Origin of the sequence: Nostocoides vanveenii (genome assembly GCF_039531165.1) — a bacterium.
Classification (GTDB): Bacteria; Actinomycetota; Actinomycetes; order Actinomycetales; family Dermatophilaceae; genus Nostocoides_A; species Nostocoides_A vanveenii.
Map to the genome: position 1 here is coordinate 31,292 of NZ_BAAAPN010000035.1, position 21,922 is coordinate 53,213.

Consider the following 21,922-nt stretch of genomic DNA (forward strand, 5'->3'; position numbering starts at 1 on the left):
GTTGCCCTTCTCGGCAGGGAGCGGGCGACCGGACGTAGGGCTCAGATCCAGTCGAACTCGTTGGCGTTCGTCCCGTCCCCGGCGAGCCGGGCATAGCCCGGGCCCCGGTCGAAGAATGGCTCTTCGCCTCGGGCGGAACGGATTTCGGCACGCAGGGCATCGCTTGCCGCGGCGTCGATGTGCACACCGTCGCCGTCCAGCCGCGCCACCGCGCCGTATGCCGTTCGGGCCCCGTCAACAGAAACCTTGCCCCAGCGCAGATCGCGCTCGACCTCCTCATACGGCCGGTCGAGGGGGTCCCCCCAGCCACCGCCACCGGTGGTCCGGATGCGCACGACCTGGCCCGCGCGGATCGGCTCGGCATCGGCGAGGGCGTCGACATCGCGCTCCTCGGGGCCACCCGGGTCGATGGTGACGTGGAAGGGCGCCCCCGCCTTGCCGCCCTTCAAGCCCCAACAGGCCAGGATCGAGCGGTCGGCGATCGACATGAAGTGGGCGTCCTTGAGCATCCGGATGTGCTTCTCATAGCCCAACCCACCCCGGTAGCGTCCGGCGCCACCCGAATCGACAGCGAGCCCGAGACGTTCGACCAGGAAGGGGAAGCGGCCCTCGGTGAACTCGGTCGGCAGGTTGCGCGAGTCGGGCACGACGTGGATGGTGTCCTCGCCGTCGGCGTAATAGCGCCCGCCCGAGCCGCCGCCGAGGACCTCGCGCATGAGGTAGTCATTGCCGTCGCGGTCGTGCCCGTAGACGCCGGTGTAGCGGATCGTCTCCTGGTCCGCGGGCATCCGTCCGTCGACCGCCTTGGCGACCACGCCGGCGAGCACCCCGAGCAATCGCAGGATCACGAAGGTGCGGGCATTGGTCGGGCCGGGGTGGATCGGCGTGAGCAGCGTGCCCTTCTCGGGGAAGCGCATCTCAATCAGCGGCACGATGCCCTCGTTGACGTCGAGCTCGGCCATGCGCTCGGGGGTGTCGGCGAGATTGCGCAGGATGGGCGCCAGCCACTTCTTCAGGAAGTTGCCGCCGACATAGTCGCCGCAGTGGTTGATCGGTCCCTTGGCCTGCGGCGCGGTCCCGGTGAAGTCGATGATCAGCCGCGGTCCGGCGGGCCGCCCGTTCTCCGGGTCCGCCAGCGCATCGCTGACTTTGGTGAGCGTGATGCGTTGCGTATGCAGCATGGGTGCGTCGACGCCGTCGTGCTCGGCATAGTCCTCCCAGACGTAGGTGCCGTCGGGGATCTTCGCGAGGATCTCGCGCCGGTAGGTCTCGGTCGTCGCGTCGAGGATGGCGTCGAAGGCAGCCTCGATGTGGTCGCGGCCGTAGCGTGCGAAAAGCTCGGACAGGCGCCGCGCGCCCATCAGGCAGGCGGAGCACTCGGCGTCGAGATCGGCGGCGAGCGAGTCGGGCATCCGGGAGTTGCGGGTCATGATCCGCAGCGCGGCCTTGTTGGGAACGCCCTTGTCCCACAGCTTGATCGGCGGGACCGCGAGGCCTTCCTCATAGACGCTCGTCGCGCCGCTCGGCATCGAGCCGGGGCAGCCGCCGCCGATGTCGTCGTGATGCCCAAAGGCCTGGACGAAGGCGACGACCTCACCGTCGTGGAAAACCGGCACCGTGACGCAGAGGTCGGGCAGGTGCCCGATGCCGCCCTCGGACTCGTAGACGTCGTTGTGGAAGAAGACATCACCTTCGGCCATCTCGGCCAGCGGGAAGTCCCGCGCGACCGGGTGGACGAGTGCGCTGTAGGAGCGGCCCGTCAGCTTGCGCAACTGCCGGTCGTGGATGCCGGCGCGGAAGTCATGGGCGTCGCGGATCATCGGGCTTCGGCTGGTGCGCCCGATCGCCGTCTCGACCTCCATCTCGACGCTGGCGAGTGTCCCCTGGACGATCTCGACAAGGATCGGATCGACCGTGGTCCCCTCCGCGGTCAGGCGGCCGCCGTGCTCGTATGCCGTGGGCAGCCCCGCCGGATTGACCGGCCTGGCCGTGACATAGGCCTTCTCGACAGTGGTGCTCATCGGGCGGTCTCCTTCGCGATCACCAGATTGCCGAAATCGTCAACGCGCACATCGAATCCGGGGTGGACCGGAATCGTCGAGCCGAACTCCTCGATGATCACCGGACCGGAAAGCTGCGCGCCCGCAACGAGATCGGAGCGTTGGACGATAGGCGTGCGCCGATAGCCTTCGTCGGCATCGAAGCACACCTCCCGGTAGGAAGGTTCGGTCAACGTCCATCGGCCCGGGGCCGGCATTCGCTGGATCTTCGGCCGGGTGATCGGGCCGATGCCAGTGACGCGGAGGTTGACCCACTCGACCTGCTGCGTCGGGTCGTCGCGGAAGTCGTAGCCGTAGAGCTGCCGGTGCGCGGCGTGGAAGGCATCCGCGAGGTGCGCGGCATACGTCTGGTCGACGGCACCCTCGGGCGCGGGGACGCGCACCTCGAAGGCCTGGCCGACATACCGCACGTCAATGGTGCGCTGGAAGCGGTGATCGGCCTGCGCGAAGCCCTCCTTCTTAAGGGCGGTGGCCGCCTTGGCGGTCAGGTCGTCGAGGATTGCCTGGATCTCGGGGAAGTCGAGCGCCGACTGCTTGCGGACGTGGGTTTGAACGTAGTCGTTCTTGACGTCCACGGTGAGCAGGCCGAAGGCGCTGACATTGCCGGGGTTCGGGGGGACAACGACGCCGGCCAGGTCGAGGATGTCGACGAGGCGGCACGCGAGCAGCGAGCCCGAGCCGCCGAAGGTGGTGAGCATGAAGTCGCGGACGTCGAGGCCGCGCTTGACGCTGACCTGGCGCAGGGCATTGGCCTGGTTCCAGGCCGAGATCTCGAGAATGCCTGTGGCACAACGCTCGAAGTCGAGACCCAGTCGCTCGGCGAGGCCGTGAATGCCGCGGCGGGCGGCGTCCACGTCGAGCGGGATCTCACCGCCGAGCAGGTGCGGAGGGATGCGACCGAGGGTGACGTGGGCGTCGGTGATGGTCGGCTCGGTGCCGCCCTTGGCGTAGCACAGCGGCCCTGGGTCGGCGCCCGCGCTCTGCGGGCCGACCTTGAGCGCGCCTCCCGGCGAGATCCAGGCGATCGAGCCGCCACCCGCGCCGACGGTGACGACGTCGATCATCGGGATCTTGCTCGGGTAGGCCCCGACGCTGCCCTCGGTCGTCAGCGTCGGCTCGCCGTCGAGGACGACGGACACATCGGTGCTCGTGCCGCCACCGTCACAGGTCAGGATCTTGGGGAAGCCGGCGACCTTGGCGATGAGCGCCGCACCGAGCGCGCCGGCTGCCGGGCCCGACAAGACGGTGGTGATGGGCTGGTGGACGACCTCGTCGGCCGAGAGCACGCCGCCATTGGACTTCATGACATAGAAGCCACGGGTCGGAGTCGCCCCCCCGTGCACCCTGCCAACATCGTCGAATTCGCTTCGCTCGTCCTGCTGCTCCCACATCGGGCGCAAGCGCGAGCTGATATTGGTGACATAACGCGAGACATTGGGTTTGACGGCGGCGTCGACCAGCGTGGTCATCGATCGCTCGTACTCGCGATACTCGCGCAGCACCTCGGAGGAGATCGAGACGACGGCCTCGGGGTGCTCACGGCGCAGGATGTCGCGCATGGCCAGCTCGTGGGCGTCGTTGGCATAGGAATGCAGGAAGCAGACGCCGAGGGTGGTGATGCCCTGGTCCTTGAACCAGCGGGCCGCCGCAATGGCACCGGCCTCGTCGAAGGCCCGCACCTCGTTGCCCTCGAAGTCCATGCGCCCGCCGACCGTGCGCACGCGGTCGGCCGGGACGATGCGATCGGGCTTGACCCAGAAGTAGGAGTTGCCGTAGCCATCGGGCACCGACTGCCGGGCGATCTCGAGCATGAACTCGTAGCCCTCGGTGGTGATGAAGCCAAGCGCCTCGACCTTGCCTTCGAGCAGCTTGTTGGTGGCGACCGTGGTCCCGTGCGAGACGGCGGTGATGTCCTCGCCGCTCGCGCCCATCAGACCGAGGATCTTTTCGATCCCGGCGATGAAGCCGTCCGCCGGGTTGCCCGGCGTGCTGGGGGTCTTGGTGGTCACCAGCTCGCCGCTGACCTCGTCGAGGGCCACCACATCGGTGAACGTCCCGCCGGTGTCGATCCCGATCCGGATGCGTCGCTGCGCCGTTTGAGTCACGGCACGATTCAACCGGCCGTATGCCGCCCCTCGCCTTGGCACTGATTGCCAACCAGTCCCGCGCTCCTGGGCAAGGTTGCCCGTCGAGAGGCCGATTCAGGCCCCTTGAGTGGCCGGGGGCGNTGCGGTCAGATCGGCGAGGTGCTTGGCGATCAGGTCGAGATTGCGGTCACGCAGGTGATCGAAGGCCTGCCTGATGTTGGACCCCGGCGTCAGCGAGGCCATTGCCTCCGCCGGGTCCAGCCGGGCGCTGACCCAGCCCTCGTGGGTCGCCGCCTTGGCGACGATGTGCCCGATCGGGGTGACGATGTGCGAGTTGCCGAAGTAGAGCACGCCCGCCGGGTCTGCCCCGACCGCATTGGCACCGATCAGATAGACGTGGTTGTCATAGGCCCGCGCCCGCGAGGTCAACTCCCAGATGTCCGCCGAGCGTAGGAGCGCGGACGGCCGGCAGATGACCTCTGCCCCCTGCACGGCCTGGATCCGCGACAACTCCGGATAGTCGCCGTCGAAACAGATGATCATCCCGATCCGGCCGAGGTCGGTGTCACACACCGCGACGGTGTCGCCGGGAGTGACCCACCCCCCGCCGGTGACGATCTCGGAGCAGAACGGGTGCGTCTTGCGATAGACACCGAGCAGCGATCCGTCGCGGTCGATCAGCACCGAAGAGTTGTAGACGACCCCGCGCTCGGGGCCGCGTTCATAGGTCCCCACGCACACGACGACGCCCAACTCGCGCGCGACCGCCTGGAGCGGCTCGATCATCGGGCCGGGCAGGTCAGTGACCAGGTCCCACAGCGCCTCGGTGCTGCAGTCAGGGGTGAAACCGGTCGTCGCCGACTCCGGCAGCACGACCAGTTCGGCCCCCGTCGCCGCCGCGCAATCACGCGTGAACGCGACGCATTTGGCGAGATTCGCGGTGATCGACTCCGGCGTGAGCGGCCCGGGGACGGGTGCGATCTGGACGGCGGCAGCGGTGAAGGCTCTCATCGCGTCACCGCAGCCCGCGGATGGCTGCGCCGAGCGCGACACCGGCCAGCGCGACGAGGCCGCCAACCGCAACCCCGAGCGCAAACCCATTGTCGCCCAAGGCAGTTCCACCACCACCCGCCGGCCGATTGACGTATGCCGCCCCCTCGCCCCCCGCGCCCGCCGCACCCGCCGCGCCGGACACGGCACCCCCCGCGGCCGGCGACGCCCCCACCCCGACGGGCACCTTCGCGGCCTCGCGGACACCCGCGATGTCGTCGTCGACCGCCTTGAAGAACTCGCCGGCCATCTTCTTGGTGACACCCGTGAGCATGCGCTGCCCGACCCCGCCGATCATCCCGCCGACGATGGCGTCGGCGTCATAGGTCAGATCGGTCCCGCCGGACGCGGACGGCGCCAGGCGCACGGCCACATCCGCCGCGATGGTGCCCGGCCCACCGGCTCCTTGGGCCTTCATCATGAACGAACCGGGCTCGACCTTGTCCGAGATCGCGACCGTGCCGTCATACGTCCCCCTAACAGCGGCGACACCTGCGGTCACCCGCATGGCATAGACGTCCGGCCCGGTCTCGGTGAGGGTCTCGCACCCCGGCAGGACGCGGGCGAGCACGGCCGGGTCCATGAAGGCCGCCCACACCTTGTCGACGGGCGCGTTGAGGGTGTGCGCACCGGAAATCTTCATGTCTGCTCCTTTGCTAGCCAGCGGTCGCGCGACGACGCAACGAGGGCAGCTCGCCCCGCTCGTGGCGTTGCCGCAACTCCCACAGTTCGACGGGGGAAATGGGCATCGCGGTGATGGGGAAGCCCTCGGCGTCCTCGATGGCGGACGCGATCACAGCAGTTACCGGAATGCACCCGGCTTCGCCGGCGCCCTTGATGCCCAAGGGATTCAGCGGTGACGGCGTTTCTAGGTGATCGGCCTCGACGTGCGGCACCTCGGTGGCATAGGGAATGAGGAAGTCCATGAAGCTCGCGTTGAGCAACTGCCCCGACTCGTCGTAGACCATGCGCTCGTAGAGCGCGCCACCGACGCCCTGGGCCACGCCGCCGTGAACCTGGCCCTCGACGATCATCGGGTTGACCATGGTGCCGCAGTCGTGGATGACGCAGTAGCGCAGGATGCGGATCTCGGCGGTCACCGGGTCGGTTTCGACGATCGCTGCATGCATGCCGTTGGCGAAGGTCGCCTGCGTCGGGCTGTAGAAGTCCTTGCCCTCTAAGCCCGGCTCTTCGTCGTCGGCGACCGGCGGCTTGTCGGGGTCGAAGGTCCCGGCGAACTGGGTCGCCGCCTTGGCGGCCTCGTCGAAGGCATAGCGCAACGGGTTGGACAGCACCGCGGTGGTGCCGATCGGCATCCGTGCATCGGGCATGCCCTTGACCGAGATGATGCCGTCGACGATCTCCAGATCCTCCTCGGCCGCCTCGAGGGCCTCGGCCGCGATCTTGATCGCCTTGGCGCGCACGGCGCGGGCCGCCAACGCGATCGCATTGCCGGACATCACGGCGGCCCGCGACGCGAAAGTGCCTACGGCATAAGGCATTCGACGCGTGTCGCCAGTCGTGACATAAACCGACTCCAGGGGCACACCGAGCTCATCGGCGACGATCTGGGCAAAGGCCGTCTGATGGCCCTGGCCCTGCGTCGTCAGGCCCGTCGCGACGTTGACTCGCCCGCTGGTCTCGATGACGATGTGCGCGCCTTCATAAGGCCCGACGCCGGTGCCCTCGACATAGCAGCCGATGCCGAGCCCGACCGTGCGCCCTTCGGCCTCGGCCCGCGCCCGATAGCCCGCGAAGTCGTCCCAGCCGACGAGCGCCTTGAGCTTGGCGAGCGAAGCGGGGAAGTCGCCGCTGTCGTATTTGAGCGGCCGGCCATCCTGAAACATCAACCCGTGGTCGTAGGGCATCTCCTCGGGGAGGATGAAGTTGCGGCTGCGCACCTCGGCCCGATCCAGCCCCAACTCGTCGGCGATGGCGTCCATGGTCCGCTCCATCGCGAAGCAGCCCTGCGGCCGGCCCGCGCCCCGATAAGGTGTCACGAGAACGGTATTGGTGTAGAGCGACCAGAACTCGACGCGATAGGTGCCGGGTTTGTAGGGCCCGAGCAGCTGGGTCGAGGTGATGATCGGGACGATGATCCCGTAGGGCGTGTAGGCCCCGTTGTCGTGCCAGAACTTCACGTCGAGCGCAAGGATCCGGCCCTCGTCGTCGAAGCCGACCTCGACCTCCTGCAACTGTCCGCGCTCGTGCGCCGAGGAGATGAAGTGCTCGCGGCGATCTTCGGTCCACTTCACCGGATGCCCGAGAAGCCTTGCGGCCCAAGGGATCAGAACTTCCTCGGGCCAGGGGTGCATGATCTTGACGCCGAAGCCGCCTCCCACGTCTGGCGCGATGCAGTCGACCTTGGCCAGGGGCAATCCCAAGCGCGCAGCCACGGCCGCACGCACGCCGGTCGATGTCTGGGTCGAGGACCAGATGGTCAGGCGCTCGGCGTCACTGTCCCAGACGGCATACACGCCCTTGCCTTCCATCGGCGTGCAGGCGCTGCGTTCGATGGACAGATCCAGCTTCAGCCGGCGCGGGGCACCACCCATTGCCGCATCGACGTCGCCGACCTCCTGGACCATATGCGCCGAGACATTCCCGGGTGCGTCGACATGCACGAGATCCGTTGCTGCACGGGCAGTTTCGAGACCGACCACCGCGGGCAGGAAGTCGTAGTCCACGCGGATTCGGGCCACCGCATCCTCGGCGGCGTAGCGATCCTCGGCGACGACGAGGACGATCGCCTCGCCGACGTGGTTGACGGTGTCCTTGGCGAGGGCATAGCCGGTGCGTGGCGCCGTCAGCGCGGGGTGCGGGATCAGCAGCGGCAGGCACTCCCCCACCTGACCCTCGAGATCTTCGTGCGTCCAGATGCCGATCAGGCCTGGGGTGTCGAGGGCGTCCCTGACGTCGATATCGGTGATCCGCGCGTGCGCGTGCGGACTGCGGACGAAGGCCGCTTCATAGGCCGTATGCCCGAGATCGTCCAGATAGCGTCCGCCCCCGGTCACCAGGCGCGGATCCTCACGGCGCTGCACCGGCGCACCGAAGAGTTTGGTGGTCATCGCTGCTCCTCCGCTCGCCGGTTCATGATCTCCGCGGCGCGCAGGACCGACGTGACGATGTTCTGATATCCGGTGCACCGGCACAGATTCCCCGACACCGCCTCGCGCGCTTCCTCCTCGCTGGGGGTGGGGTTCTCGGCGAGGTAGGCCGTGATTGTCGTGATGAAACCCGGTGTGCAGAAACCACATTGGAGACCGTGGCATTCGGTGAAGGCTTGCTGGACGGGTCCCATCGCGTCGATCGTGCCGCAGCCCTCAACCGTCGTCAGGTCGCGCCCGATGGCCTGCACGGCGAACATCAGACAGGAGCGCACCGGCCGGCCGTCGAGAAGCACTGTGCACGCGCCGCAAACGCCATGCTCACAGCCGACATGCGTGCCGGTCAGCCGCAGGTCGTGGCGCAGGAAATCCGAGAGCAGCCGGCGCGCGGGCACCGAGGCGCTGCAGCCGACGCCGTTGACGGTGACCTGCACCGGGATCAGCACGTCGGCGCCATAGGTCGTCTCGGTCATCGGGCCATCACCTCAGCAACGAGTCGGCGAGTCAGTTCGCCGGCGAGCATGCGCCGGTAGTCCGCGCTCGCGTGGATATCGGACTCGGGCTGCACGTGCGCGCGCACCGCACCGATCAGATCGTCGGCGCGCGCCGCCACGTCCGCCTGGGTGGTCCCGACGAGTACCGCCGTCAGATCGAGAACGCTGGGCACATCGGTGACCGAGACGTATGCCGCTCGCGCCCGCGCGATCGCCCCCTCCTGACACGTGAGCGCAACTCCCACGCCGGCGAGTGCGTAATCCCCACGGCGTCGGGCCGACTCGGTGAAACCCGTGCGGGTGCCACTCGGGAAGCGGCCGAAGCGGACCGCGACAACGACCTCGTCGGCCCCAATGGCGATCTCCAACGGGCCCGCGAAGAAGTCATGCGCGGAGATCTCTCGCGCGCCCGCCGGGCCCTGCACCTCGACGATGGCATCGGTCAGCACAGCGATCGACGGCATCTCGCCGGCGGCGTCCGCATGGGCGATCGAGCCCACGGTCGTGCCGCGGTTGCGGATCGCAGGGTGCGCCACGTTGAGGAGAGCCTGCCGCAGGAGGGGAAGTGCGGCATACACCTCGTCGGAGCGCTCGACGTCGCGGTGGCGGACGGTCGCACCGACGCGTACGGCATCCTCGGTGACGGTGACGGTATCGAGGCCGGCGACCTGGTTGATGTCGATCAGGTGGGCCGGGGCGGCCAGGCGCATGGACAGCATCGGGATGAGGCTCTGGCCACCCGCGAGCACCTTGCCGTCGTGACCGACCTCGCCGAGCACGGCCACGGCCTCATCGAGGCTTCGCGGGGCGTGATACGCGAAGGGTGCGGGCTTCATCGCTCGATCCTGCCGTCCAAACTCATCAAGGGGAAGGGGGAATGGGGGCAGCCCCGAGGGACGCGCCCTCGGGGCTGCCGGCCGGGTTCGGGTCAGCCCTGGGGGCGGCGGCCGTAGAAGTCCTCGGGATTGTCGTCCTGGAGCAGGTCGTCGATCCCGTCGCTGTCGCCATAGGTGTAGTCACCGACGGCGATCAGCGCGCCGTCGGCGCGGGTGCGCAGGTCCGCAGGAGCGAGCGCCTTAGCCAGGTGGTAGGCACCCACCGCGACGATCGTGCCCAGCGAGATGCCGCCGAGGCTGAAGTTGTCGGTGAACTTCATCTGGACGTCACCGACGCCGATGATGATGCCGGCCGCGACGGGGACGAGGTTGATCGGGTTGCCGAAGTCCACCCCGTTCTCCTTCCATATCTTGGCGCCGAGCAGGCCGATCATGCCGTAGAGCACCACGGTGATGCCGCCGAGGACCCCGCCGGGGATGGAGAAGACGAGGGCCCCGAACTTCGGGGAGAAGCCGAAGATGATTGCGACCAAGGCGGCGACCCAGTAGGCAGCTGTCGAGTAGACGCGGGTGGCCGCCATGACGCCGATGTTCTCGGCATACGTGGTGGTCGGCGAGCCACCGACGAAGGAGGCGAGGGTGGTGCCGACGCCGTCACCGGCGATAGCGCGTCCCATCATCGGGTCGAGGTCCTTGCCGGTCATCTCGGCGACGGCCTTGACGTGCCCGGTGTTCTCCGCGATCAGCGCGATAACGGCGGGCAGGACGAGCAGGATCGCCGCCATGGAGAAGCTCGGCATGTGCCAGCCGGCCACCTCCATGCCATCCGCCCCGGTCGTCGTCTTGAGGGGCAGGCCCAACCAGGACGCCGAGCCCACTCCCGAGGTGTTCCACCGCACGTGCTCGGTCGCTTCGGTTGCCCCACCGAGGACCGACGTGATCGGGCCGGCGGTCTTGTCCAGGATCCACGAAAGAGCGGTGCCGAAGATCAGCGCGAGGAAGACCGAGATGCGGCCGATGAAGCCCTTGAAGGCGACGGCGACGACGATGGTGAAGAGCATCGTGAGCAGTGCGACCCATTGATCCTGCGGCCAATAGATGCCGGCAACCACCGGCGCGAGGTTGAAGCCGATGAGCATGACGACCGCGCCGGTCACGACCGGCGGTAGCACTCGGTGCAGGACACCGGACCCGAGGAAGTGAATGGCAACGCCGACAAGAGCCAGCACGATGCCGGCGATCATGATGGCGCCAGTGACGCGTGCCGAGGTGGCGCCTTCTTGCGCGCGGATCGCGGCGACGGCGCCGACGAAGGATGCCGACGTCCCGAGATAGGAGGGGACCTTTCCGTCGACGATGAGCAAGAAGATGATCGTCGCAATGCCGCTCATCATGATTGCCAGCTGCGGGTTCAGCCCCATGACCAGAGGGAAGACAAAGGTCGCGCCGAACATGGCGACGACATGCTGAGCGCCCAGACCGACGGTCTTGGCCCAGCTGAGGCGCTCGTCGGGAGCGACGACATCATCGGGGCCGGTCAGGCCCCCGTCACCATGCAACTTCCAACCAAAGGCGGCCATCGGCAACTCCCACTTCTTACGGCGTCCTTGAGACGCGTCTCACACCCACCACCAGGGTTGTTGGAACGCTAGTGCGCGCGCGGCGGCACTGAACCGAGCAGTAACTGACATGGGACGTATGCCCACGTTGGCAGGACTTGCCCGCGTGTCCGCCCCCCGTGATCTCGCCGAAACGCTCAGGTATGGGGCGCCGACCTGCGGCTTTGCGCCAATCCGCGCATCTCAAGCACCTTGAGGGCGAGAGCCAGCGTCAGCCGCAGTTGTGGGTCGGTCGTGAAGGGGCCAAGGATGCGCTCGAGCTTGGCGATGCGATAGCGCAGCGTGTTGTAGTGGAAGAAGAGCAAGCGCGACGCCTCGGCGACATTGAGATTGGTGTCGATGAGCACGGCGAGGGTCAGGCGCAGGTCGGCGTTCTCCGGGCTGTCGTCGGTGGCCAGCTCGCCGAGGGCATCGGTGACGAACTGGCGCAGTTCTTCGGAATCCGGGACCAGGGACAGCAGCCGGTAGATCCCCAACTCGTCGAAGTGCGTGATCGCGCCGGCGCCGTGTTTCTGGCGGCCGACGGCGGCAGCCCGCAAGGCCTCGGCATACGCCATCGGGAGGGACTCGATCGCCGTGATCGGGCGGGAGACGCCGGTGGAGAAGGTGCGGCGACCACCGCCGCCGTCGCCGCGGACGATGCGGGCGAGGTCGGTGACGATCGCCATGATCTTCTCGGTCGCCATCTCTGGCGGCAGCGGCAGCAGCGCCACGATCTCTTGACTGAAACCCATCACCGGAACCCGGCGATCCCGTGCCCCCACCGCGCGGATCCAGGCGCGGGCGAAGCGCTGCTGAAGGGCGCGGACCTCCTCGGAGTCGCGGTGCGTGAAGGTGTCGTTCTCATCGGTCTCCGCGACCACGACGACCATCCGGTCGGTCAGCGTCCAACCGAGGCTGTCCGCGTGGGCGATGGCCTCGGCCGTGCTGCCCGCACGTCCGGCCAGAGCGTCGCGAAGGAATTCAGCGCGGTACTTGCTCTCGACGGCGGTCACGGCCTGCTCGCGGGCAATGGCAAGGGCGGCCACGGTCGCCGAACGCTCCAGAAGATGAATATCGTTGCGCGACAGGGCCCGATCCTTGGCGAAGGCGACGATGCGGCCCTCCACCCCGCTGCCGCCGATGATCCGGACGGTCGCCCGACGCACCCAATCGGCGTCGCCGGACCGCTCGCCGACCATCTCGTGCTCGACGAGGAACCGGCCGGTGGGGTCGAAGGCCGAGGTGGCTGCCGCCTCCTCGATGGCCGCTGAGTCGCCGGCCTGGGCGATCACCCGGCCGTCGGTTGTCGTGATCATGACGACGGTCTCCATGAGGGCGGCGAGCGCCTCGCACAGGTCGGCCAGGGAGCCGCCGGCCACCACGATGGAGAGCAGCGACCGGTGGACTTCGTCCTCACGACGCAAGGCAGCGATCAGCTGCCCGGCGAGGGCGCGCAGCTCGGGCTCGGCGAGGGTGTCCGGGATCTGGGGCGGCAGTTCACCGGGCGTCATGGTGGTTCCGAGAAGGTCGAGCCCCGAGCCGGTCCGATCGTTGGCAACATTCACCATTGGCCGATCGTAGACGGCAGAAGTTTCAGGAGATAGCCACCTTCGTTGGCAAGATTCTCCATCCGAGTTGCCGCCGAGTCCCCGCTAGCGTCGGGGAATGCTGCTCGCCGCCCGCTCGCCGCTCGCGCCCTCGTGCGGGGTCGGCTCCGGCCGCGGCGAGAAGTCGTGGCGGGTGCTGGGGGCCTTCCCGACGGCCCTGTATGCCGGTCATCCCGAGCACGGCGTGCTGGCCGTCGTCACCTCTGACGGGTTGGCCTTGCCGACCGCGTGGCGGCTGCCCGTGGCGTCCTCGCAGGTGCGGTGGGGCGTAGGTGCTGGCGATCCCCTCCAGGTGGGCGTGTCAGAGATCCGGCTCCCGCACAACACGATTCGCGCCGTGCGCACGTGGCGACCCGCCCGGGTGCATCCCTGCGGCGCTCGCGCCCGTGGGTCGGGGGTGATGCGGGACGACTGGATTGAGGATCGGATCGGACGTGGCCCGGGGCTGACACCCGAGGGCGATGACGAGATCTGCGGCGCCCTCCTGGTCGCGTACGCCGCCGGCGATCCGCACCTGAGTGACGTCGCCCACGGCCTGCTTCACCGCACCACCGCCCTGTCCGCGTCCCTAGTCGCGGCGGCGATCGACGGCTACGCCGTCCCCGAACTCGTGACCTATGCCGATGCCGCCCTGCGCGGCCGGCCCACCAACGGGCTGCGTGCGCAGGTCTCGCACATCGGGCATACGTCCGGCTCAGCGCTTTTGCGCGGCGTTGACCACGCCATCGCCAACCTGACCATCGCCAACCTCACCAAGGAGCGCCTCAGTGCCTGAATTCGTCGATGTCCGCGGGGGCGCCTACTACGACTCCGTGACGCTGATGCACGTCTCGAAGCTCATCGCGACCACACCCGGCATCAGCGCCGCCCAGGTCGCGATGGGCACCGACCTCAATCTCGAGGTGCTCGCCGGCATGGGCTTCAGCCTGCCGGACGGGATCGGCGTGAACGACGTCGTCGTCGCGCTGCGCGGTGCGACGTCGGAGGCCGCCGACGCGGGACTCGCCGCGGTGGATCAGGCCCTGGCCGAGTTGACGGCCAACTCCCGCAACACATCCGGCTTCGGCTCGGCGCCCGAGCCGGTGACCCTCGGCGGCGCGATCGCCGCCGGTGACGCGTCGCTGGCGCTGATCTCGGTGCCCGGCGAGCACGCCGCCGCCGAGGCGATGGACGCCATCGACGCCGGCGTCAGCGTGATGCTGTTCAGTGACAATGTCGCGGTCGCCGACGAGGTCGCGCTCAAGGATGCGGCCACGGCGCGCGGGGTGCTGGTCATGGGGCCGGACTGCGGCACGGCCGTAGTCAGCGGGGTGGCTCTGGGCTTTGCGAACGTGGTCGCGGCCGGCTCGGTCGGGCTAGTCGCCGCGTCGGGAACAGGCGCCCAGCAGGTGATGTGTCTGCTCGACGCAGCCGGCGTGGGGGTCAGTCACGTGCTGGGCGTCGGCGGTCGCGATCTGTCGGCCCCCGTCGGTGGACGCGCAACACGGCAGGCGCTCGCGATGCTCGCGGCCGACGAGGGGACGACCTCGATCATCGTCGTCTCGAAGCCGCCTGCGCCCGAGGTGCTCGCCGCACTCGAGACGTATGCCGTTGGGATGGGCAAGCCGGTGCACTGGGCGATCCTGGGGGCCGGCCGGCCGGACCTGACCGCGTCCGTCGAGTCGGCGCTCGCGGCTACCGGCGCGAATCTGCCTGAGGCGTGGCCGCATTGGGGCGACGCACGTGGATCGGGTGCCGTGGGCGGGCCCACGGGCGAGGCACCTGCGGGAGCTTCGCCGGCGGCGGGACACGGCGCGCGCCTGCGCGGGCTCTTCTGCGGAGGCACGCTCGCCGACGAAGCGATGATCATCGCCGGCTCAACGCTCGGCGCGATCCGCTCGAATATCCCGCTCGCGCCCGAACTTGCCCTGGGCGACGACCTGGCCGCCGAGAGTGGGCATGTGGTCATCGACTTCGGCGACGACGGCCTGACGCGCGGGCGCGCGCACCCGATGATCGACCCGTCCCTGCGCGCCGAGCGGATCCGCGCTGAAGGCCAGGATCCGACGTGCGGTGTGCTCCTGCTCGATCTGGTGCTCGGCTATGGCTCGCATCCCGATCCGGCCGGTGATCTCGCCTTGGCGATCCGGTCTGCCCGGGCGAGCGCTGCGCTCGCGGGTCGGGAGTTGCCGGTGGTGGTGGCGCTCGTGGGCACGCAGGGCGACCCGCAGGGCCTGGAGGCCTGTGCCACGGCGCTCGTTGCCGCGGGAGCCAGGGTGTACCTCTCGAATGCCGAAGCCGCGCGCGCGGCCGTTTCCCTACTCGGCGTTGCCGTAGCGGAGGCGACGACATCCGTTGCCACGGAAGGCGACCCGCCTACGGAAGGCGAGCCAGCCGCGGACGGCGAGCCAGCCGCGGATAGTGAGCCAGCCGCGAAAGACGAGCCGGCCGCGGATGGTGGGCCGGCCGCGGATGGCGGGCCACGGCATACGGGCAATCCGGCGGGGTTGCCCGCCGAGCCGGCCGTCGCGACGGTCGGCGTGGGCCTGTTCAGCGAGGCGCTCGTCGCCCAGGCGGTGCGGGTGATCGAGACGCGCTGGCAGCCGCCGCTGGCCGGCGCGAACCCGGCAGACATCCGCAGCGTCCTGCTCGACTCGCGACGCGAGGCAGCCAACCAGCTGGCGTTCGAGCGGATGACCGCCGCCGGCGCCGACCTGGTGGACGTGCGCCCGGCGGCCGAGGCCTTGGGCCTGGAGCGCGGGACCTTCCTGCACGCCGGTCCGCCGCTGGAGTGGGAGCGAGCCAGCGGACCGATGAGGGGTGCGCTGATCGGCGCGATGATCTTCGAGGGCATGGCCGCGACACCGGAGGAAGCCGAGGCGAAACTCGCTGCGGGAGAAGGCATCACGTTCGAGCCTTGCCACCATCGCGATGCGGTGGGCCCGATGGCCGGTGTGATCAGCCCGAGCATGTGGGTCTACGAGTTGCACGACCCGGTGCACGACAACCGGTCCTGGTGCTCGCTCAACGAAGGACTGGGCAAGGTGCTGCGCTATGGCGCCTACGGCGCGGAGGTCATCGACCGGCTGCACTGGATGAACTCGGTCCTCGGGCCGTTGTTGCAGCAGGCGGCGCGCAAGGCCGAGCGGATCGACATCAAGGCGATCATCGCCCAAATGCTGCAGATGGGCGACGAGGGCCACAACCGTAACCGCGCCGGCTCGCTGATGTTGCTGCGCGAGTTGCTTCCGCACCTGATCACGGCCGACGGTTCGCCAACGGATATCGCTGAGGCCGTGCGCTTTTCGGGCGCAAACGAGCACTTCTTCCTCAATCTCGGTATGCCCGCGTGCAAGCTCGCGACGCTCGCCGCGCACGGCATCCCGGGCTCGAGCATCGTGACGACGATGGCGCGCAATGGCACCGACTTCGGCATCCGCGTGTCCGGCACCGGCGAGCAGTGGTTCACCGGGCCGGCCAACACGCCGGAGGGTCTTTTCCTCGGGTCCTACGGCCCGGAGGACGCGAATCCCGACATCGGAGACTCTGCCATCACCGAGACCGCCGGCATCGGCGGCGTGGCCATGGCGGCGGCTCCGGCCATCGTGAAATTCGTCGGTGGGGACGTGCCCTTCGCGCTGCAAGCGACGCAGAAGATGTACGCGATCACTCAAGGCGAGCACGCGAGCTACCAAATCCCGATCCTCGAATTCCGCGGCACCCCAACGGGAATCGACGTCACGAAGGTCGTGCGCACCGGCATCCTGCCGCAGATCAACACTGGCATGGCCGGCCGGGTCGCCGGCACCGGCCAGGTCGGCGCCGGCCTGGTTAACCCGCCCGAGCAGTGCTTCACGCTCGCCCTGGACGCACTCGCTCGACTCGCTTCCTAGCCGTGCCAGAGGTGTGCGAGCCTCGCAAGCGGCAGCGGCGTAGTGCCCCCGAGACGATTCGAACGTCCGACACCCGCTTTAGGAGAGCGGTGCTCTATCCCCTGAGCTACGAGGGCGGGGGCCGGCGGACCGGCCAGTGAAGTCTAGGCGAGCCTCACAGCAGCGCGTAGGCACGATCGAGCAGCTCGCGCAGGGGGGCGCCGGCATACGCGCCGGCCAGGTGCATCCGGATCGCGGCGCGCACCGCCCCGAGCGCGGCGTGGGCCTCCACCGCGACGGCGAACTCCTCGTCCGCGGACAAGGCGCCCGCGGACGCGACGCGCGTCCGCTCGACGAGAGCGTCGACGAGCACGCGGTCGGCGCGGGCATACACCCCGAGGAAGCGCAGCCCGATGGCCGGCTCGCTCAAGGTCAGCTCCCGGCGCATGGCCCAGCTCTCCGGGTCGCGCTCGAGGGCGGCCATGCGGATCAGGGCGATGGCGTGCACGATCTCGCGCACCGACTCCCCCGCCGGCCGGGCCGCCACCAAGGTGGCCAGCGCGTCGAGATCGCTCGCCCCGCTGCCGATGATCGCATCATCCTTGGTCGGGAAGTAGTTGAAGAAGGTTCGCGGCGAGACGCCCGCACGCTCGGCGATCGCGTCCACGGTCAGCGCATCCACCCCGCCCTCGTGGGCCAACTCCAGTGCCGCCCGATGGATGGCGGCCCGCGTCTCGCGCTTCTTACGTTCGCGCAGACCGCATTCCGCATCCTCGACCCCGGCGGGAGGAGCGACGACAGCGACAGCGGTGGCGGACGACATACGGCCATCATAGTGCAGCGACTGCAAACTTGCAGACTCTGCACATTTTCTTTATCCTGGTCAGGATGAGTCGCCCAGCCAGCCCCGCCCACGCCTCCAACGGCGAGTTCCATCTCGACGCGGCCGGCCGGCGCATCTTCATCGGGCTGATGCTCGGGATGTTCGTCGCGTCGATCAGCCAGACGATCGTCGGCCCCGCGATGCCGCGCATCGTCGCCGAACTCGGCGGCATGGATCACTACTCATGGGTCGCCACCGCCGCGATGCTCGTCTCCGCGGTCGTGGTGCCGATCGTCGGCAAGTTCTCCGATCTCTACGGCCGGCGGGGCTTCTATCTCGCCGGGCTCGCGGTCTTCATGATCGGCTCGCTCGTCTGCGGGCTCGCGCCCAACTTCTGGACCCTCGTCGCCGGCCGCGCCATTCAGGGCCTCGGTATGGGCACGGTGATGCCCTTGGCGCAGACCATCATCGGCGACATCATTCCCCCGCGGCACCGCGGCAAATACCAAGGTGTCATGGGCGCCGTCTTCGGCGTGACCTCGGTCGCCGGCCCGCTCGCGGGCGGCTGGATCACCGACAACCTCGGCTGGCGCTGGCTCTTCTGGACGTCGATTCCCTTCGGCATCGCGGCGACCAGCGTGGTCTTCCGCTTCCTCCACCTCCCCCACCAACGCCGGGACGCCCGAGTGGACGTCGCCGGCATCGCCACCCTCACGCCCGGCCTGGTCGCGGTGCTGCTCGCCACCTCCTGGGGCGGCACCACATATGCCTGGAGTTCCAGCGTGATCCTCGGCCTGTATGCCGCCGGCGCCCTCCTGCTGGCCGCCTTCGTCTACGCCGAATCCCGTGCCGCCGAGCCGATCCTGCCGCTGCGGCTCTTCCGCAACTCGATCGTCGCGCTCGCCAATATCGCGGCCTTCGGGGTGGCGATGGTGATGTTCGGCGCGATCATCTATATCCCCGTCTTCGCCCAGGGCGTCGTCGGCGTCAATGCCACGAACTCCGGCCTGATCCTGCTGCCGCTCATGCTCGGCCTGATCGTCTGCGGCATCCTCGCCGGCCAGCTGATCACCCGCACCGGCCGCTACAAGGAGATCATGCTCGCCGGCGTCGCGCTGATGGCCGCCGGCGTATGGCTGCTCACCCGCCTGACGCACACCGCCACCTCCGGCGAGCTCACCACAGCGATGATCGTCCTCGGCGTCGGCCTCGGTCTGTGCCTGCAGCAGTACACGCTGCTGGTCCAAAATGCTTCTGCCCGTGGCGATCTCGGCGTCGCAACGGCATCCACGCAGTTCTTCCGCAATGTCGGCTCGACGGTCGGCATCGCGATCTTCGGCACCGTGATGACCACCGGGCTGCAGGCTGCGATCCTCGATCACCTGCCGGCGTCGGCCGCCGCGAAGCTGGCGGCTTCCGGTCAGCAGATCGGCGTCGGTTCGGTGCTCGACCCGGCCGCGTTGAGCACGCTCAACCCGGCGGTGGCCGATGCCGTGCGCCAGGGTTTGGCCGAGCGGCTGCACGACGTCTTCCTCCTGGGCCTGCCGATCCTCGCGCTCGTCTTCGTCGCCACCGCGCTGATCAAGTCGGTCCCGCTGCGCACCACGAACCACGCCCCGGCGGCCGGAGAGGCCGGGCACGAAATCCTGGACGGGCTCGCCTCGTCGACGACCGGCCAGGACTCCTCGGCGGCGGAGGGACCCGCCGAGGCGCGCCCGCCGGCATACGCCCGCGCCTGAACTCTGACGGCGCGCGGCACCGGGCGGGCACTGCGCGGGTGACGGCACGTCATACGGGCTCGGGATCTGTCATGGTGAAAGGACCATCCACACGGGAGGAGCCATGTCAGCCACTCTGCGCATTCACCGAGGGTTGTGCTCCAAGGAGCGCGTCCTGACGATCCGCGGCCAGGCCGTCGGCACCTGGGCAGAGGAGGTGAACGACTTCGACATCACCCCTGGGGATCATGTGCTGAGCCTCAACCTCGGGATCTACCACAGCGTCCCGACCCATGTGCGCGTCACCGACGGCATGGTCGTGGAGTTCAAGGCGGTCGAGAATCCCGATGCCCTGCTGCCGATCCTGCAGGGCGGCTTCATCAAACTCGAGCGCATCCCGCCCGTCCGGGCCGACGCCTGACCGAGCCGGTATGCCGCTCGCCGGCCGCAGCGCGGGACATCAGGGCCGCTTGGCGAACTTCTCGAACTCGGGGCGCCGCTTGGCCTTGAAAGCCTCGCGGCCTTCGGCGGCCTCCTCGGTGCTGTAGAAGAGCAGATTCGCGTCGTGGGCCAGTTGCTGGATGCCGGAGAGCCCGTCCTCGGCCGCGTTGAAGGAGGCCTTCATCAGACGCAGGGCGAAGGGCGACATCGTCAGCATCCGCTGCGCCCAGGCGACCGTCGCGGTTTCGAGGTCAGCCAGGGGCACGACCTTGTTGACCATGCCCATTTCGCGGGCCTCGTCTGCGGAGTACTGCTCGCACAGAAACCAGATCTCCTTGGCCTTCTTCACGCCGATCATCTGGGCGAGCAGACCGGCGCCGAAGCCGCCGTCGAAGGAGCCGACCTTGGGCCCGACCTGGCCGAACTTGGCATTGTCGGCGGCGATGGTCAGGTCGCACACCAGGTGCAACACGTGCCCGCCGCCGATGGCGTAGCCGGCGACCATGGCGATGATCGGCTTGGGCAGGCGGCGCATCTGGATATGCAGGTCGGTGACGTGGAAGCGCCCGACGGCGCCCGCCTTGCCCGGCTCGGTCAGGTAGCCGGAGTCGCCGCGCACCCGCTGGTCCCCACCCGAGCAGAAGGCCTTGGTGCCCTCGCCGGTCAGGATGATCACGCCCACCTCGGTGTCCTCGCGCGCCCGGTCCAGCGCGTCAGAGATCTCGATCAGCGTCTGCGGGCGGAAGGCATTGTGGACCTCGGGCCGGTTGATGGTGATCTTGGCGATGCCGTCGCCGGACAACTCGTAGCGGATGTCCTCATAGGTGGCGGCAGGGGTCCACGTGGTGGGGGTTTCAGGCATACCGGCCACGATAACCGTCCGATCAAGTCGTCCTGGCACGCGCTCGCGAGCCCGATCGCTGCGGACTAGATCGCCAGCGTCCCCCGCACGATGCTGTGTCCGGAGTGCGCGGGCTGGTCGTCCAGTGGTTCACGGGAGATGTCGACGATGACATAACCCTCGTCGAGCAAGGACTGCGGCACGGGATAGCTCCGGTTCGACGTGCCTTGGGGCAGCACGCCCAGAGAGACCATGCGCTCCAGGTCGCGGTTGATGAGCCAGACCTCCAAGTACCCACCCGGGTCTGGGTCTGACGAGACCATGATCCGCACCTCGAGCTGACCGCGGACCCGCTCGACTTCGGCAACCCCCCGGGTGGCTCCCGTGTCCAGCGTGGCGAGGTTCGCGCTCGCCACCACCTCCGCCTCAGGGGCTCGCCACTGGTTCACGGCGGCTATCGCACCGACACCGACAAGCGCGCCTAGCGTGGTCGCGACCGCCAGGCTGCCGAACGAGAAGCGACGGGCGGATCCGTCCAGGAGGCGCAGGAGAAGCCGCCGGTGCCTCGCTCGAGGTAGCGGCGACGATGGCATTCCAAACCTGGGGGCCCGGCGCGTGCAGACCCTCGCCCTCGGCGACGGCCGCGAGGGTCCGGCGCAACGCGGCGAGATCGCGGCCGCACTCATCGCACCCGTCGACGGTGCTGGACGACACATCATCGACCGGCTGCCCCAGCGCCAGATCGGCAAGGACGTCATCTCCGGGATGGCTCACGATGTCACCTCCTCCAGGTCCTTGCGCAGGTTGGAGCAAGCCTCGTCGGATATGGCTCTTCACCGTGCCGAGCGGAAGGTCGAGCCGTTCCGCTACCGCTTCGTGAGTATGCCCATCGATCCCCACCAGGCGGATGATCGTTGCGCGCGGGTCCCCCAAAGCGTCCAGCGCGTGTGCCACCACGATCCGGTCGGTGACATCATCGCTCACGGCCGAGCCGACGCCCGCCAGCGATTCCACTTCCACGGCTGCGGACCGGCCTTCGCGCGTTCGGACCGCGAGCGCATCGGCGCAACGCCGCCGCGCAATCGTGATGAGCCAGCCACCCAGCGATCCAGTGCCCTCTCGTAACGTATGCCGGCTCCTCCAGGCCGACACGAGGACCTGCTGGGTGACGTCCAGCGCATCGTGATAGTTGCCGAGGTAGCGCAGGGCCAATGAGTGCACGAGGCGTCCCCAGCGCGCGTATGCCGCTGCCAGCGCTGACGGGTCGCCCTCGCGGAATCTGGAGACCAGCTCAGCCTCCGACTCTTCGCAGCCCTGGTCTGGCGGCATGTCGGCAACCCTAGGGTCAGCAGTGGCCCGGAGCCGCGTGGACGAAGCTCCGGGCCGGTGATGAGGGCTTAGCT

Annotated in this window: 17 protein-coding genes and 1 tRNA gene; 4 read left to right on the forward strand and 14 right to left on the reverse strand. The window is 68.8% G+C overall.

Translation table 11 applies throughout. The features are described from left to right. Positions 1-41 precede the first annotated feature (41 nt). The 9 genes from ABD209_RS07270 to ABD209_RS07310 form a co-directional block, all read right to left on the reverse strand. Positions 42-2,021, reverse strand: coding sequence for a hydantoinase B/oxoprolinase family protein (locus tag ABD209_RS07270; RefSeq protein WP_344064167.1), 1,980 nt, complete (start codon positions 2,019-2,021; stop codon positions 42-44). Then, entirely contained in the window at positions 2,018-4,165 is a 2,148-nt protein-coding gene (locus ABD209_RS07275; protein WP_344064170.1) for a hydantoinase/oxoprolinase family protein, read from the reverse strand. The genes ABD209_RS07270 and ABD209_RS07275 overlap by 4 nt, the downstream gene beginning before the upstream one ends. A gap of 96 nt (positions 4,166-4,261) precedes the next feature. Then, positions 4,262-5,248, reverse strand: coding sequence for a carbon-nitrogen hydrolase family protein (locus ABD209_RS07280; protein ID WP_425564605.1), 987 nt, complete (start codon positions 5,246-5,248; stop codon positions 4,262-4,264). Then, the gene (locus ABD209_RS07285) at positions 5,163-5,840 is read right to left on the reverse strand and encodes an SRPBCC family protein (protein ID WP_344064176.1); all 678 of its coding nucleotides are present in this window, start codon (positions 5,838-5,840) and stop codon (positions 5,163-5,165) included. Before ABD209_RS07285 ends, ABD209_RS07280 begins: the two co-directional genes overlap by 86 nt. A gap of 13 nt (positions 5,841-5,853) precedes the next feature. Further along, positions 5,854-8,268, reverse strand: a complete 2,415-nt coding sequence (gene cutA, locus ABD209_RS07290; RefSeq protein WP_344064179.1) for an aerobic carbon-monoxide dehydrogenase large subunit — start codon at positions 8,266-8,268, stop codon at positions 5,854-5,856. After that, complete coding sequence (locus ABD209_RS07295; protein WP_344064182.1) at positions 8,265-8,780, reverse strand: (2Fe-2S)-binding protein; 516 nt, start codon at positions 8,778-8,780, stop codon at positions 8,265-8,267. Before ABD209_RS07295 ends, cutA begins: the two co-directional genes overlap by 4 nt. Beyond that, positions 8,777-9,637, reverse strand: a complete 861-nt coding sequence (locus ABD209_RS07300; protein ID WP_344064185.1) for an FAD binding domain-containing protein — start codon at positions 9,635-9,637, stop codon at positions 8,777-8,779. The genes ABD209_RS07295 and ABD209_RS07300 overlap by 4 nt, the downstream gene beginning before the upstream one ends. 92 nt (positions 9,638-9,729) lie before the next feature. Next, entirely contained in the window at positions 9,730-11,217 is a 1,488-nt protein-coding gene (locus tag ABD209_RS07305) for a uracil-xanthine permease family protein (protein WP_344064188.1), read from the reverse strand. 176 nt (positions 11,218-11,393) lie between these two features. After that, positions 11,394-12,806: a PucR family transcriptional regulator gene (locus ABD209_RS07310; protein WP_344064191.1), complete on the reverse strand. Its 1,413-nt coding sequence runs from the start codon at positions 12,804-12,806 to the stop codon at positions 11,394-11,396. A gap of 97 nt (positions 12,807-12,903) precedes the next feature. Here ABD209_RS07310 and ABD209_RS07315 point away from each other — a divergent pair, with 97 nt between their 5' ends. Together ABD209_RS07315 and ABD209_RS07320 are read left to right on the forward strand one after the other, a co-directional pair. Continuing rightward, positions 12,904-13,620, forward strand: coding sequence for an oxamate carbamoyltransferase subunit AllH family protein (locus ABD209_RS07315; protein ID WP_344064194.1), 717 nt, complete (start codon positions 12,904-12,906; stop codon positions 13,618-13,620). Next, positions 13,613-16,717 carry a bifunctional FdrA/YlbE family protein gene (locus tag ABD209_RS07320; protein ID WP_344064197.1) on the forward strand — a complete coding sequence of 1,035 codons (3,105 nt, stop codon included), beginning with the start codon at positions 13,613-13,615 and terminating at the stop codon, positions 16,715-16,717. Before ABD209_RS07315 ends, ABD209_RS07320 begins: the two co-directional genes overlap by 8 nt. A 43-nt stretch (positions 16,718-16,760) precedes the next feature. Here ABD209_RS07320 and ABD209_RS07325 read toward each other — a convergent pair. Both ABD209_RS07325 and ABD209_RS07330 read right to left on the reverse strand, forming a co-directional pair. Next, positions 16,761-16,833: transfer RNA gene (locus tag ABD209_RS07325), tRNA-Arg, on the reverse strand. Between the two features lie 38 nt (positions 16,834-16,871). Continuing rightward, positions 16,872-17,519, reverse strand: a complete 648-nt coding sequence (locus tag ABD209_RS07330; RefSeq protein ID WP_324386654.1) for a TetR family transcriptional regulator — start codon at positions 17,517-17,519, stop codon at positions 16,872-16,874. Positions 17,520-17,584: 65 nt separating this feature from the next. Here ABD209_RS07330 and ABD209_RS07335 point away from each other — a divergent pair, with 65 nt between their 5' ends. Further along, complete coding sequence (locus ABD209_RS07335) at positions 17,585-19,258, forward strand: MDR family MFS transporter (protein ID WP_344064200.1); 1,674 nt, start codon at positions 17,585-17,587, stop codon at positions 19,256-19,258. 103 nt (positions 19,259-19,361) lie between these two features. Beyond that, positions 19,362-19,658: a hypothetical protein gene (locus ABD209_RS07340; RefSeq protein ID WP_344064203.1), complete on the forward strand. Its 297-nt coding sequence runs from the start codon at positions 19,362-19,364 to the stop codon at positions 19,656-19,658. A gap of 39 nt (positions 19,659-19,697) precedes the next feature. On the opposite strand, the gene menB is transcribed toward ABD209_RS07340, so the two are convergent. From menB to ABD209_RS19795, 3 genes are all read right to left on the reverse strand, one after another. Further along, a complete protein-coding gene (gene menB, locus ABD209_RS07345; protein ID WP_324388519.1) occupies positions 19,698-20,540 on the reverse strand; it encodes a 1,4-dihydroxy-2-naphthoyl-CoA synthase in 843 nt (280 codons plus the stop codon). A gap of 65 nt (positions 20,541-20,605) precedes the next feature. Then, complete coding sequence (locus ABD209_RS07350) at positions 20,606-21,058, reverse strand: anti-sigma factor (protein WP_425564613.1); 453 nt, start codon at positions 21,056-21,058, stop codon at positions 20,606-20,608. Next, the gene (locus ABD209_RS19795; RefSeq protein ID WP_425564608.1) at positions 20,946-21,848 is read right to left on the reverse strand and encodes an RNA polymerase sigma factor; all 903 of its coding nucleotides are present in this window, start codon (positions 21,846-21,848) and stop codon (positions 20,946-20,948) included. Before ABD209_RS19795 ends, ABD209_RS07350 begins: the two co-directional genes overlap by 113 nt. Positions 21,849-21,922: the final 74 nt, after the last annotated feature.